Here is a 13,975-nt window from a genome sequence, read left to right as displayed (position 1 = left end):
GCTAAGAAGAGGCTGTAAACGCCGTCATGACCGAGTTCTCACTCTCCGATCTGGAGAAGATTATTGGCGAACGCGCACGTTCCGGCGATCCGGATTCGTGGACGGCCAAGCTCTTTCAGCGTGGCATGAGCAAGGCAGCGCAGAAACTCGGCGAAGAGGCAGTCGAAACGGTGATCGCAGCCGTCAGCGCCGACCGGGACGCGCTTGTTTCGGAAAGCGCCGATCTCATCTATCATTGGCTTGTCGTTCTTGGCGTAGCGGGCATTCCGCTGAGCGATGTGCTCAACGAGCTTGAACGCCGCACCGGTCGTTCGGGCATCGCCGAAAAGGCGTCTCGGCTGGACCGGGGCTGATCGCTGCGGAGGAACTCGATGGACCAGCTCGCTCCTACCGAGAAGTATTCACCCTATCGTTTCTTCTCGGCCGAGCAATGGTCGCGGTTCCGCGCCGATACGCCGATGACGCTGACCGCAGACGAGATCCGTCGTCTGCGGTCGCTGAACGATCCGGTCGATCTCCACGAGGTCGAGCGCATCTATCTTTCGATGTCGCGGCTGTTGTCGGCTCATGTCGAAGCCAGTCAACTCCTGTTCAGGCAGCGCCAGGCCTTCTTCAACGCGCTGGACGCGGCCAAGACACCGTTCATCATCGGCATTGCCGGTTCCGTCGCGGTCGGCAAATCGACCACGGCGCGCGTGCTGAAGGAGCTGCTGGCGCGCTGGCCGTCGAGTCCCAAGGTCGACCTGGTCACCACCGATGGTTTCCTGCTGCCGAACGAAGTCCTGCGCCGCAACAACCTGATGGAGCGCAAGGGCTTTCCCGACAGCTACGACGTCGGCGCGCTGCTGCGCTTCCTGTCCGGCATCAAATCGGCGCAGCGCAACGTCCGCGCGCCGGTCTATTCGCACCTGACCTATGACGTCGTTCCGGGCGAGTTCCAGACCATCGACCGGCCCGACATCCTGATCTTCGAAGGCATTAATGTCCTGCAGCCGGGCAAGCTGCCGAAGGACGGCAAGATCGTGCCTTTCCTGTCGGATTTCTTCGACTTTGCCATCTACATCGATGCCGAGGAGGCGCTGATCCATCACTGGTATATCGCCCGCTTCATGCGGTTGCGCGAAACCGCCTTCCGCGACCCGGCCTCCTTCTTTCACCGCTATTCGCAACTTTCCGAGGATGCGGCCCGCGCCATCGCCGAGGGCCTGTGGACCAACATCAACCTGAAGAATCTGCGCGAGAATATATTGCCGACCCGCGCCCGAGCCGATCTCATCCTGCGCAAGGGCGCCAACCATCTGGTCGAGGAAGTGGCGCTCAGGAAACTGTGAAATCCCGGGACATTCCTTAAAGTCATCTTAACCCAGTCTTTCTATTGTCGGGCCTGATCTGCGGGCTCGGCAAACAAATGAATGCGCCATTCCTAAACATCGATCGGCCGGCAGCTGACCGCATCGCACGTCCGGGCAGCGGCGGCGCAACGATTGCCCTGATCGTGCCTGTCCACAATGAGGAAGGCGCAATTGCTCCATTCCTGAAGGCGGTATGCGAAAGCACCGCGCCGCTGAAGGACAAAGGCGTTGCCCTCGAGTTCATCTTCGTCAACGACGGCAGCAGCGATACGACGCTCGAAAAGCTGATCGAAGCCCAACAAACCGATCCACGCATCCACGTAATCGACCTTTCACGCAATTTCGGCAAGGAAGCCGCGATGACCGCGGGGCTCGACAGCTGCGATGCCGATGCAGCGATCCCGATGGATGTCGATATGCAGGATCCGCCGCATGTCATTCCGCTGCTTGTGGAAAAGTGGCGCGAGGGTTTTGAGGTTGTTCTGGCCAAGCGAGCCAATCGGTCGAGCGACAGCTTTCTCAAGCAGCGCTCCGCCTCGATGTTCTACCGCGTTCACAACTGGATCGCGCAGCAGAAGATCCCGCACGATGTCGGCGACTTCCGTTTGATCGACCGCCAGGTCATCCAGGCGCTGCGGTCTTTGCCCGAACGCCGTCGTTTCATGAAGGGCCTGTTCGCCTGGGTCGGGTTCCGCACCGCAAGCGTCGAATATGTCCGCGATCAGCGCATCGCCGGCCAGTCGAAATTCTCCGGCTGGAAGCTGTGGAACTTCGCGCTCGAAGGCATCACCAGCTTCTCCACCGCTCCGCTTGAAATCTGGACCTATGTCGGCGCGACGATTTCCGCGCTGTCGTTCCTCTACGGCCTGCTGATCGTCGCCAAGACAATGATCTTTGGCGTTGATGTGCCCGGCTACGCCTCCCTGCTGGTCAGTGTTCTTTTCCTTGGCGGCATCCAGTTACTCGGCATCGGCATCATCGGACAATACCTCGGCAGGGTCTACGCCGAGATCAAGCAGCGTCCGATCTACATCGTGCGCCGCAAATATGAGGGAATGAGCTGATGGAGATCGACGCCTACCGACAGATGGCCGCCACCGAAGACGAGCATTGGTGGTTCTGCGGGCGTCGCGCCATCGCCGAGGCGGTCATTCGCAGCATCGGCCTGCCTGAAAACGCGCGCATCGTCGAGATCGGCGCCGGCACCGGCGGCAACATCCGGATGCTGGAGCAGTTCGGCGCAGTGACGGCAGTCGAGATGAGCGATCTCGCGCGCAGGATTGCCTGGGAAAAGACCGGCCGCGACTTCCTCGCCGGACATCTGCCGGACAACATTCCTGTCGCGCCGCAAAGCTGCGACCTCGTCTGCCTGTTCGACGTGCTGGAACATGTCGCCGAAGACGAGGCGTCGCTTGCCGCGATCCGCCAGATGCTGAAGCCGGGCGGCGGCGTCGTCCTCACGGTGCCAGCACACCAATGGTTGTGGAGCAAGCATGATGTTGGGCTGCATCACATGCGGCGCTATTCACGCAATCTGCTGCGTGAACGAATTGAAAAGGCTGGTTTCGCGATCGACCGGCTGAGCTACACAAATGCCGCGCTCTTCCCGGTAGCGGCGCTGGCACGACTGGTGGACAGGTTGCGCAGGCCGGCCTTGCCAGCCGGTCATGCCACGCCGCCGAAACCACTGAATGCGGCGATGAAGGCAGTGTTTTCGGCGGAAGGCCGCATCATACCAAATGCAAACCTGCCCTTCGGCGTTTCGCTGCTGGCGGTGTTCCGCAGGGACAGCGCCGTCGAAACCGCTCGCCTCGACGAGAAATTGGCAGCTTGACCGCGTTATGGGCACCGGCTCGTATCGTCGACTATCGCGCTTTGCGCTGATTGGCATTGCGTCGACGCTGATCTACGCCGTTTGCGCTTTCCTGCTGTCGCGTGGACAGGCGACGGCGGCCCTGCCGGCGGCGCTCACATCGTTTGCGGCCTACGCCGTCGCCGCGCTGTTCTCCTACACCGGCCATAAATATTTCACCTTCACCTCGGGCGGCAGCCACGCGATGGAACTGCCCCGCTTCCTCCTGCTCACCGCTTCCGGCCTCGCCGTCGCGATCGCCCTGCCGGCGCTTTTGACCCAGATGCTCGGCATCCCCGCCGCAGTCCCGATCCTGCTTACCTGCATTGCCGTGCCGGTCATCAACTATGTCGTCCTCGGGCGGTGGGTGTTTCGTGGTCTCTAGCGCGCGACCCCTCAATGAACTGCTGCCCGGCGCCAACCGCTTCTCGCCCTTTGCGGGCGTAGCGGGTGCTCCGTTGCTGCTGGCCTGCCTGGTCGTCACATACGCCGTCTGGCTATCCACCGTTGCAATCCCGACCAATGTCGACGTGTCATGGCTTCTGGTCGTCTGCGACCGCCTGCTTGGCGGAGAGCGGCTCAACACGGACATCGTGGAGACGAACCCACCTTTCTCGATCTGGCTCTACATGCCATTCATGCTCCTGGAAAAGCTCACCGGCATACGTGCGGAATTCTGGCTGACGCTTGGCGTCGTTTGCCTGAGCCTGGCCAGTCTTTTCGGTTCCGTCCGTATTCTCGCGCGCGATGAACCGGTCTACCGGCAGCCCCATGCGCTGTGGGCGGCAGCGGCGGCCCTGTTTTTGATCCTGTGTTTCATGCCGGATCAATTCGGCCAACGCGAGCACTTCGCATTGATTGCCATTCTGCCTTGGGTGGCGTTGCAATGCACACGTCAGCGGAACCTGGATTTCAGCGCGGGCTCGCGCCTGGAGCACATGGTCGCGGGTTTCGGCGCGGCGGTCGTGGTCATGGTCAAGCCGCCCTATTTTGTGCTGGCCTTCATGTTGCCGTCGCTCTGTCTTGCGCTTGAAAGGCGGTCGCTGAGACCGCTCTTCGTCGCAGAGAACCTGGTGGGCGCTGCGATCGTGGCCGCCTATATAGCGTCCATCGCGCTCTTCGACCGCGCTTACGTCAGCGACGTCCTGCCCTTGGTCAGGGAGGTCTATCTTCCGTTGAGGGCCTCTGCCGCCGATATGCTGGCAAACTGGCCGAAAGTGGTGCTGCTTCTGGCCGCCGCCACCGTGCTTGCGGCCGGCGGCCTGAGAAAGACGAACTGGGACGTCAGGATTCCGCTCCTGACCGCCCTGGGGTTCATTCCGGCCTTCATTGTCATGGGCAAGGGTTGGCCCAATCACGCGCTGCCGATGGTCGTTGTTGCGACACTTGCATTTGGCATGCAGCTTGTGCGGTTCGGCACATTCGGCAGTGCAGGCTTCGTTCGCAAGGCCGCCCTGATCTTCGGCTGCGTGCTGGTGCTGCAAATAGCGGTCAGGGCACAGTACGCGGCGCTGACGACGGATAACGGCCCGATCGCCCGGTCTGTCGCCGCGATCCGCGCAACGGTCGAAACCCCGGCCATCATGTCGATTGCCGACCAGATGCAGGTTGCCCATCCCCTCGCCAGGCTGGTCGGCGGCAGGTTCATATCACGCCATCCGAGCGCCTGGGCGGTCTCCAACGCGGACACGCTCGCCCGCGTCACCGGCGATCTCGAACGGAGACCGGAACTTGAAAGCATCCGCGATCGGGTGATCGGCGAAAACGCCGCCGAGATATCAGCGAAGAAGCCCGATATCGTGCTGTCAGGCTCGCCGGCGTGGACTGCCCTGATGCTGCAGGACAAGCGGATCCAGGTCGCCTTGGCCGGCTATCGTCTGCTGCACGCCGAGCCGGAAATCACTGTCTATCTGCGTTACACGGCGCCTGCGCCGCTCCAAACCGATTGAGCAGGAGCCCCCGGAAACCCATGACACGGCTGGATCCAATCGCTCCACTGGACGACATATGGCTCGATCTCGAGAGCCTCGGTGCAACAGCATGAGCGTCTCGAACGACATTGGCGGCTTGAGCCGCTGGCGTGACCGGGATATTGCGGCGTCGCTGCTTCCTAGCCGCAATGTCCTGGCCATTGCCGCAGTCACCGTCTTCTCGATCTTCTGGCAGCGACGTTGGGGGACTGTTCCCGACACTAGCTGGCTGATCACGGTCTGCGAGCGTATGCTGTCCGGTGAGCGGCTCTACTCGCAAATCTACGAGACCAATCCCCCATTCAGCGTCTGGCTCTATCTGCCGCCAGTGGCTGCGGCCAGATTGCTGGGCACCGCCCCGGAAATCCTGGTTGAGGCCTGGACATACCTTGCCGTGCTTATCGGACTTTCGCTCTCGGGCGTGATCGTCAAGCGTGCGGGTTTCACCGAAACTGCATCATTGTTTGCACTGGGGCCAGCGTTTTGCGCAATGTTGGTGGTCTTCCCCGGAAATGCCTTCAGCGAGCGGGAGCATATCGGCATGGCACTTTTCATGCCGCTGCTTGCGCTTCATGCCTGGCGCGCGCGCAGAGATGCAGCTGCCCAACCAGACCCCGGGCTCGCCGTACTCGCCGGCCTGTCGGGCAGCATTCTGCTGCTGGTCAAGCCCTACTATGCGATCATGGTGTTGGCGCCGGCGCTGGTCGTTGCAGTGCGCCGGCGCAGTCTGAAATCGATCTTCGCCCTGGAACACTGGGTCATTGGCGGCATCTGCGTTGTCTATCTCGGCACGGTCACGCTGATCCATCCGGAATTCGTGCGCGACATCTATCCCCTCTTGGCGGACGTTTATGCAAAGATCGGCATCTTTTGGCCGATTGTGATCGGCTACGGTTTCTCGTGGTGTTTCCTTGTCTTCCTGATCTGGTGGCTGTGGCCTGCCAGACAGTTTCCAGAGCTGGCGGCGGTAGCGTTGGCGGCATCGATCGCTGGCATGTTTCCCCTGTTCTACCAAGCCAAAGGCTGGTCTTATCATGCCTATCCCGCGATCCTTTGCGCTGTGGCAGCCATTTTCTGCCTGTTGGCACTGCCCAGGATCGTGCAGCGGCCGTCGAAGCTGTTGACGTTCGTGACGGCTCCTTCGCGAGCTTGGGCATTGGCGGCGGTGGCAATCGCTTTCTTGCCGTACTGGAGTACCCAGAAACCAGGGCCGGCGCTGGTTGCCGCAATTCGCGCCGCCACCGATCGGCCGACCGTAGCGTTGGTCAGTTCGGATATTTCCTCGGGACATCCGTTGAACCGTATGATCGATGGGCAGTTCGTTTCGACCCACGTCAGCGATTGGCTTGGAGCGTTCGCACTTTCCCTGTCCCGGCAGGCAGCTCTCTCGGGTGACACCGCCGAAGCCATGCGTTACCAAGCCATCATGGCGCGCTACGTCGAAAGCAAACGCGAAGAGTTCGTGCGTCTGCGCCCGGATATCGTCGTCTTCAAGAAAAACAACACGATGTGGACAAGCCAACTGATGGGGCATTTTGGCTTTGACGCCATCCTGGCGCACTACCGCATTCTTATCGAGGACGAGACCGAGCGCATCTATCTGCGCGACGATTATGTCCGCCCGGGCCGCCGGCCACCCGAACAGCCTATTTCGGCATCGTCACCCGTCGCAGCGTCAGATTGATGCGGCCGCCACTCCTGAGCAATGCCGAGGTCGACGGGTAGATACGGTCGACGCCGTGAAAGCAGAGCCGCCCTTCGCCGCCAAGCACGACGACGTCGCCGCTCCTCAGCCTGAACGATTTGGTAGCGCCGTCGCGCGTCGTCTGGCCGACCCGGAACAGGCAATCGTCGCCGAGCGACACCGAGACGACAGGCGCGGAGAAATCGCTCTCGTCGCGATCCTGGTGAAGACCCATCTTGGCATCCTGCGAATAGAAATTGACCAGGCAGGCTTCCGGCAGGTGCGCATAGGCAGATACATCCCGCCACAGTTCGAGCAGCATCTCCGGGATCGGCGGCCAAGGCCTTCCGGTCACCGGGTGGGTCGGCTGGTAGCGATAGCCGTGCTCCTTGTCGGTAACCCAGCCCAGCGGACCGCAATTGGTCATGCGCACGCTCATCTCCTTGCCGGTACGCGGCATCGCCGGCACGAACAGCGGCGCCTTCTGCACGACCTGCCTGATATCTTCCACCAGCACTTCCTGCATGGCGCGCGACAGGTAGCCGGGCATATGGCGGACGCCTTTGGGCAGTACGAGCATCGCGTCGGTTAATCCGTTGGTCTGGAGAAATCAGAATGCCACCGTCAAATGAAAACGGCGACCCGAAAGCCGCCTCCGACGGTGGCGGCGCGCTTTAACCGGCGATCTGAGATCCGAAGCCGCTTCGGCTGTCACTCATCCCCGACCCGGCCGCGCAGTTTCTTGATCGAGCCGCGCCCGGCCTTGCTCTTGAGCCGTCTTTCGACCGCGCCTTTGGACGGCCTGGTCTTCTTGCGCGGCGGTGGTGGTGGTTCGGCGGCCTTGGCGACCAGTGCCGTCAGCCGCGCCCGGGCGTCCGCCCGGTTCTGCTCCTGGGTGCGGAAGCGTCCGGCTTCAATGACGATGACGCCGTCCTTGGTGGCGCGCTGGCCGGCAAGCTTGATGGTCCGTTCGCGCACCCGCTCCGACAGGCCAGCCGCATTGGCGGCATCGAAGCGCAATTGCACTGCCGTCGCCACCTTGTTGACGTTCTGGCCGCCCGGGCCGGACGAACGGATGAAGTCCTCGTGCAGGTCGCCCGGATTAATCACCGCATCGTCGGTAATGATGATCTTGTCGTCGGCGTTCATGCCGCACTCATGGCGCGGCAGGCGAAAAAAGAAAAGGCCCGATTGAAGCCGGGCCTTGAAGCATCACCAGGGGCGACGGCTATTCAGCCGCTACCTGCATGCGTGGTGCGGCGCCGAGCACGGTGGCGTCGACATGGGCTTCGAATTTTTCGAAATTGTCGACGAACATGCCGACCAGCCTTGCCGCCTGCCGGTCGTAGGCGGGCTTGTCGATCCAGGTCGATCTAGGGTCGAGAATGGCGCGGTCGACGCCGGCAACCGTCACCGGTACGTCGAAACCGAAATTGGCGTCGGTGCGGAAGTCGGCCGCTTTCAGCGAGCCGTCGAGCGCCGCCGCAAGCAGCGCCCGCGTTGCTTTGATCGGCATTCGCTTGCCGGTGCCGTAGGCGCCGCCGGTCCAGCCGGTGTTGACCAGCCAGCAATCGACGCCGTGGCGGGCGATGAGCTCGCGCAGCAGATTGCCGTATTCCGACGGATGCCGCGGCATGAACGGTGCGCCGAAGCATGTCGAAAATGTCGCTTCGGGTTCCGTAACGCCCTTCTCGGTCCCCGCCACCTTGGCGGTATAGCCGGAGAGGAAATGGTACATGGCCTGCGCCGGGGTCAGCCGCGCGATCGGCGGCATCACACCGAATGCGTCGGCGGTCAGCATGATGATGTTCTTCGGGTGGCTGGCGCGCCCCGTCTTGCTGGCGTTGGGGATGAAGTGGAGCGGGTAGGCGCAGCGTGTGTTTTCGGTCAGCCCGCCATCGTCGAAATCCGGCACGCGGCCTGCGTCGAGCGCCACATTCTCCAGCACCGTGCCGAAGCGCTGGGTGGTGGCGAAGATCTCCGGCTCGGCTTCGGCCGAAAGCTTGATCGTCTTGGCATAGCAGCCGCCCTCGAAATTGAAGATGCCGTGCGGTCCCCAGCCATGCTCGTCGTCGCCGACCAGCGTGCGCGACGGGTCGGCCGACAACGTCGTCTTGCCGGTCCCGGAAAGGCCGAAGAAAACGGCCGCGTCGCCGACGGGCCCTTCATTGGCCGAGCAGTGCATCGGCATCACACCCTTTGCCGGGAGCAGATAGTTGAGCACGGTGAACACCGACTTCTTCATCTCACCGGCATACGAGGTACCGCCGATCAACACGATCATGTGCGAAAGATCGACGGCAATCACCGTTTCGCCGCGCGTGCCGTGGCGGGCGGGATCGGCGCGAAACGACGGCAGGTCGATGATCGTCAAATCGGGCATGAAATGCTCGAGTTCGGCGGCGGCCGGTCGGATGAGCAGATTGCGGATGAACAAGGAGTGCCAGGCAAGCTCCGTGATCACCCTGGTCGGCAGCTTCAGTTCCTCGTCGGCGCCGCCGACCAGGTCCTGCACATAAAGGTCCTTTCCGGCCGCGTGGGCGCGAAAATCGGCAAGCAGCGTATCGAACTGGATCGGCGAAATCGCTTTGTTGTTGTCCCACCATATATGCGGCGCGGTGCTTTCGTCGCGCACCACGAATTTGTCCCTGGGCGAGCGGCCGGTGTGCTGCCCGGTCTCGGCGGCAAGCGCGCCATGCGCGGTGAGTCGGGCCTCGCCACGGCGGATTGCCTCCTCGTAGAGCGCGGCCGCGCCGAAATTATAGCGCACCACGCCCGTGGTTCTCAGGTCGATGCGATCGATTGCACATGCAGGATTGCGTTTGCCGGCTTCCGACATGGGGGTCCCTTCTTCGATTTACCGCGTCTTTACCGGCGAATTCCGGAACCCCCATTGCAGGAGCTAAAAACGTCAAAACCAGAAAAGGCGAATGATATCAAATCATTAATCGATTTAAATATTTTGAAAGTTGTTTAAATCGTTTATATGTGCAAAAACACTGATGGTTGCCCAAAGGATTGGCGATGTTCATTCGTCCAATCCATATCGAGGTACAATTGTAGCCGTCGACATGCCGCGCGTGACAGCGGATACAGCCTGTGCCACATTTTGTACCTAATTTGTCCTGCAAAAGCCCCTTCTCGACGAAAGAAGGGACAGCTCATGAGGGAGCCGCTTGAAATGGCAACAATCGCGCTTGTCGACGACGATCGCAACATTCTGACTTCGGTTTCGATCGCCCTCGAATCCGAGGGTTATCGGGTCGAAACCTACACGGATGGGGCATCGGCGCTGGAGGGACTGGCGGCGCGCCCGCCGAACCTCGCCATCCTTGACATCAAGATGCCGCGCATGGACGGCATGGAGTTGCTGCGCCGGATGCGTCAGAAATCCGACCTGCCAGTAATCTTCCTGACCTCCAAGGACGATGAGATCGATGAACTGTTCGGCCTCAAGATGGGCGCCGACGACTTCATCCGCAAACCCTTCTCGCAGCGTCTTCTGGTGGAGCGCGTCCGCGCCGTGCTGCGCCGCGCCAGCACCCGCGAGGCGGCGGCCAAGGCGCCCAACCAGCAGGCCCGGTCGCTTGAGCGCGGCCAGCTTGTCATGGACCAGGAGCGCCACACCTGCACCTGGAAGGGCGAGCCGGTGACGCTTACCGTCACCGAGTTCCTCATCCTGCATTCGCTGGCACAGCGTCCGGGGGTCGTAAAAAGCCGTGATGCGCTGATGGATTCGGCTTATGATGAGCAGGTCTATGTCGATGACCGCACCATCGACAGTCACATCAAGCGGCTGCGCAAAAAGTTCAAGGCCGTTGATGATGACTTCGAAATGATCGAAACCCTTTACGGAGTCGGATATCGGTTCCGCGAAGCTTGAGTCGAGCGGGAGCTGCTATTCGATGGCAGTGCAAGTAGAGCGAGTGAGACGGTCGGGCGCCGCCAGGCGCCCGCCGCGGATTCTGCCCGCCTTCGTGTCGAAAATTACGGTGCCGATGCGCCGGTTTCTCGGCCATCACATCTTTTCCAGCCTGACGCGGCGTATCCTCTTTCTCAACCTTGCCGGCCTTGCCGTCCTGGTCACCGGCATTCTCTATCTCAATACCTTTCGCGACGGGCTGATCGACGCCCGTGTCGAGAGCCTGATGACTCAAGGCGAGATCATCGCCGGCGCGATCGCCGCCTCGGCGACGGTCGAGACCGATTCGATCAGCATCGATCCGGAGAAGCTGCTCGAGTTGCAGGCCGGCGAAAGCCTCGGCCCGGGCTCCGATCAGCTCGACAACCTCGATTTCCCGATCAATCCGGAGCGCGTGGCGCCGGTGCTCAGGCGGTTGATCTCGCCGACGCGCACACGCGCCCGCATTTACGACCGCGACGCCAACCTGCTGCTCGATTCCCGCCATCTCTATTCGCGCGGCCAGATCCTTCGCTACGACCTGCCGCCGGTCGAAGAGGAGCAGCCGGACCTTCTGGAGCGCATCCAGAAATTCGTCTTTGATTTCTTTCGCAACAAGCAGCTGCCTGTCTATCGCGAGCAGCCAGGTGGCAACGGCGCCGCGTTTCCGGAAGTGGTCAAGGCGCTTACCGGCAGTCCGTCGACGATCGTACGGATCTCGGAGCAGGGCGAGCAGATCGTTTCAGTGGCGGTACCGATCCAGCGCTTCCGTGCCGTTCTCGGCGTGTTGATGCTGTCGACCGAAGGCGGCGACATCGACAAGATCGTCGCGGCCGAGCGCAAGGCGATCCTGCGCGTATTCGGCATTGCCGCCCTGGTTACCGCCATCCTGTCGATGCTGCTGGCCTCCACCATCGCCAACCCGCTGCGCCGGCTTTCCGCGGCGGCGGTCAGGGTTCGCCGCGGCGTCAAGAACCGCGAGGAAATCCCCGACTTCTCCGACCGCCAGGACGAGATCGGCAATCTGTCGATCGCCGTGCGCGACATGACCAATGCGCTCTACGCCCGCATCGAGGCGATCGAAAGTTTTGCCGCGGATGTCTCGCACGAGTTGAAGAACCCGCTTACCTCGCTGCGCAGCGCGGTGGAGACATTGCCGCTGGCCAGGAACGACAATTCGCGCAGCCGGCTGATGGATATCATCCAGCACGATGTGAGGCGGCTTGACCGTCTCATCACCGATATTTCCGATGCCTCCCGTCTCGATGCCGAGCTGGCGCGGGAAGATGCAGGAACCGTCGACCTCAAGAAGTTCATCACCGATCTGGTCGCCGTCTCGCGCGAGGCCACGCGCAACAAGAAGGCGGTCGAGATCGAATTCAAGGTCGCCAAACTGCCGCAGGGCGTGAAAGGCTACTTCGTCGTCGGTCATGATCTGAGGATCGGCCAGGTGATCACCAACCTGATCGAGAATGCCCGCTCGTTCGTTCCCGAGGAACGTGGCCACATCACCATATCGCTGGCGCGCGCCGGCAAGTTCAACATCGTCACCATCGACGACAATGGACCCGGTATCCGTGCCGATAACATCGACCGCATTTTCGAGCGGTTCTATACCGATCGGCCGGCCGGCGAGGCGTTCGGTCAGAACTCGGGCCTTGGCCTGTCGATATCCAGGCAGATCGTTGAAGCCCATGGCGGCACGCTGAGCGCCGAGAACATCCCGGGCACCAAGCCTGGCGAGATCAAGGGCGCGCGCTTCGTGGTGACGCTGCCGGCGGAAGGCTGACGGATGAATTCCAATCACGCCTGGTCCTATTGTGCAGCCTGAAAACATTCACGGCACCGCGATCCTGATAGGTGATCGCGGCATTCTCATCACCGGACCGTCCGGTTTGGGCAAGACGACGCTGGCGCTCGCCCTGATCGATCATTGCAGCCAGCGTGGGCTGTTTTCCCGGCTGATCGGCGATGACCAGCTCTATGCTGCAGATTGCGACGGGCGGCTGGTCTGCCGCGCACCAGCCAGCATAGCCGGCCTCGTCGAGGTCCCGGGATTCGGCCCCAAACCGATACGGTTCGAGCCAAGCTGCGTGATCGACCTCATTATCCGGCTGGTGCGAGCCGGCAAAATGGCCCGCTTCCAGGAAGACTGCTGCGAACTCGTTGTCGGCGTACCAGTGCCGCGCATCGATCTTGCCGGGCGCAATGTAGCGGCGGCCTTGCCGGCAGTGATGTCGCGCCTGTCGATTGCGCCTTTCCTGTGATCCGATTTCGATTTTTTGCTGCAATGCGTCAAATTGGCTTGGGCCGGCGCAATTTTGGGCTTGTCAACGGGCCTTGCGTCGACAAGATAGCGCTCCCGCCACCTGGAACGGTCGGCGAGCATAAAATGCGCCTGTGAAGCGGCGATGACGGGAGCCACCAAAGAATGATCGGACTCGTGCTTGTAACGCACGGTCAACTGGCCGCCGAGTTCCGCAATGCCGTGGAACATGTCGTTGGGCCACAAGACAATTTCGAGACCGTGGCGATCGGTGCCGACGACGATATGGAACAGCGCCGCCGCGACATTATCGAGGCAGTCGGCCGCGTCGATACGGGATCAGGCGTCATCGTTTTGACCGACATGTTCGGCGGCACGCCCTCTAACCTCGCCATTTCCGTGATGGAATCCGGGCGTATCGAGGTCATTGCCGGCATGAACCTGCCGATGCTGATCAAGCTGTCCAGCGTTCGCAAGGGCGACAACATGACGGCCGCGCTGGATGAGGCGCAGGCTGCCGGCCGCAAATACATCAATGTCGCCAGTCAACTCCTGAGCAGCAAATGAGCGCGCTGTTGCCGGAAAAGGACAAGATCGTTCGCGACTTTCCAATCGTCAACCAGCGCGGCCTGCACGCACGCGCCTCGGCCAAGTTCGTTCAAATCGCCAGCGGCTTCAACGCCACGGTCCAGGTCGAGAAGGACGGCGTCAAGGTCGGCGGCACCTCGATCATGGGCCTGATGATGCTGGCGGCGAGCCCCGGTTATTCGATACGCGTCACCGCCACCGGCCCGGAGGCCGAAGAGGTCATCGATGCGCTGGAGCAACTGGTTGCTTCCCGTTTCGGCGAGGAGTGCTGACGGCTTCGCCGACGGCACCTGCTACGGCATGTTCGGGCGCAACCTTGCGGCGGTGAAGGAAATCGCATTTTTGCGCGACCGTCGCGTATT

15 protein-coding genes are annotated in these 13,975 nt (G+C 61.7%); 12 read left to right on the top strand and 3 right to left on the bottom strand.

The annotated features are described in order from the left end of the window. Positions 1–26 precede the first annotated feature (26 nt). The 7 genes from NKH90_RS12125 to NKH90_RS12095 all read left to right on the top strand — a co-directional run bounded on the left by NKH90_RS12125 (position 27) and on the right by NKH90_RS12095 (position 6,858). A complete protein-coding gene (locus tag NKH90_RS12125) occupies positions 27–353 on the top strand; it encodes a phosphoribosyl-ATP diphosphatase (protein WP_352451663.1) in 327 nt (108 codons plus the stop codon). A gap of 18 nt (positions 354–371) precedes the next feature. Beyond that, positions 372–1,331, top strand: a complete 960-nt coding sequence (coaA, locus tag NKH90_RS12120; protein ID WP_352819542.1) for a type I pantothenate kinase — start codon at positions 372–374, stop codon at positions 1,329–1,331. Positions 1,332–1,408: 77 nt separating this feature from the next. Further along, on the top strand, positions 1,409–2,416 hold the full coding sequence (locus NKH90_RS12115) for a glycosyltransferase family 2 protein (RefSeq protein ID WP_352454814.1): 1,008 nt from the start codon (positions 1,409–1,411) through the stop codon (positions 2,414–2,416). After that, positions 2,416–3,186, top strand: a complete 771-nt coding sequence (locus NKH90_RS12110; RefSeq protein ID WP_352819540.1) for a class I SAM-dependent methyltransferase — start codon at positions 2,416–2,418, stop codon at positions 3,184–3,186. Before NKH90_RS12115 ends, NKH90_RS12110 begins: the two co-directional genes overlap by 1 nt. Positions 3,187–3,193: 7 nt before the next feature. Then, the gene (locus NKH90_RS12105; protein ID WP_352451659.1) at positions 3,194–3,589 is read left to right on the top strand and encodes a GtrA family protein; all 396 of its coding nucleotides are present in this window, start codon (positions 3,194–3,196) and stop codon (positions 3,587–3,589) included. Then, positions 3,579–5,153 (top strand): hypothetical protein, encoded by a 1,575-nt coding sequence (locus NKH90_RS12100; RefSeq protein WP_352819538.1) that lies wholly within the window; start codon positions 3,579–3,581, stop codon positions 5,151–5,153. Before NKH90_RS12105 ends, NKH90_RS12100 begins: the two co-directional genes overlap by 11 nt. Positions 5,154–5,244: 91 nt before the next feature. Continuing rightward, entirely contained in the window at positions 5,245–6,858 is a 1,614-nt protein-coding gene (locus NKH90_RS12095) for a hypothetical protein (protein ID WP_352819536.1), read from the top strand. Here NKH90_RS12095 and NKH90_RS12090 read toward each other — a convergent pair. From NKH90_RS12090 to NKH90_RS12080, 3 genes are all read right to left on the bottom strand, one after another. Then, a complete protein-coding gene (locus tag NKH90_RS12090; RefSeq protein WP_352472574.1) occupies positions 6,821–7,438 on the bottom strand; it encodes an alpha-ketoglutarate-dependent dioxygenase AlkB family protein in 618 nt (205 codons plus the stop codon). The two genes, NKH90_RS12095 and NKH90_RS12090, sit on opposite strands and share 38 nt — an antisense overlap. A gap of 131 nt (positions 7,439–7,569) precedes the next feature. Beyond that, positions 7,570–8,007, bottom strand: coding sequence for an alternative ribosome rescue aminoacyl-tRNA hydrolase ArfB (gene arfB / locus NKH90_RS12085; RefSeq protein WP_023677545.1), 438 nt, complete (start codon positions 8,005–8,007; stop codon positions 7,570–7,572). Between the two features lie 79 nt (positions 8,008–8,086). Further along, entirely contained in the window at positions 8,087–9,697 is a 1,611-nt protein-coding gene (locus tag NKH90_RS12080) for a phosphoenolpyruvate carboxykinase (RefSeq protein ID WP_352539988.1), read from the bottom strand. A 342-nt stretch (positions 9,698–10,039) separates the two neighbouring features. Here NKH90_RS12080 and NKH90_RS12075 point away from each other — a divergent pair, with 342 nt between their 5' ends. From NKH90_RS12075 to NKH90_RS12055, 5 genes are all read left to right on the top strand, one after another. After that, a complete protein-coding gene (locus NKH90_RS12075) occupies positions 10,040–10,741 on the top strand; it encodes a response regulator transcription factor (protein ID WP_023677547.1) in 702 nt (233 codons plus the stop codon). Positions 10,742–10,763: 22 nt separating this feature from the next. Then, the gene (locus tag NKH90_RS12070; RefSeq protein ID WP_023677548.1) at positions 10,764–12,548 is read left to right on the top strand and encodes a sensor histidine kinase; all 1,785 of its coding nucleotides are present in this window, start codon (positions 10,764–10,766) and stop codon (positions 12,546–12,548) included. A 31-nt stretch (positions 12,549–12,579) separates the two neighbouring features. After that, positions 12,580–13,026, top strand: coding sequence for an HPr kinase/phosphorylase (locus tag NKH90_RS12065; RefSeq protein ID WP_352819533.1), 447 nt, complete (start codon positions 12,580–12,582; stop codon positions 13,024–13,026). A 164-nt stretch (positions 13,027–13,190) separates the two neighbouring features. After that, entirely contained in the window at positions 13,191–13,592 is a 402-nt protein-coding gene (locus NKH90_RS12060) for a PTS sugar transporter subunit IIA (RefSeq protein ID WP_023677550.1), read from the top strand. Then, complete coding sequence (locus tag NKH90_RS12055; protein WP_023677551.1) at positions 13,589–13,885, top strand: HPr family phosphocarrier protein; 297 nt, start codon at positions 13,589–13,591, stop codon at positions 13,883–13,885. Before NKH90_RS12060 ends, NKH90_RS12055 begins: the two co-directional genes overlap by 4 nt. The last annotated feature ends 90 nt before the right edge of the window (positions 13,886–13,975 follow it).

The sequence above is a fragment of the Mesorhizobium sp. M0898 genome, from assembly GCF_040319695.1.
Classification (GTDB): domain Bacteria; phylum Pseudomonadota; class Alphaproteobacteria; order Rhizobiales; family Rhizobiaceae; genus Mesorhizobium.
Note: the sequence above shows the minus strand (reverse complement) of the source record. Positions and strands in the feature narration are given on the sequence as shown.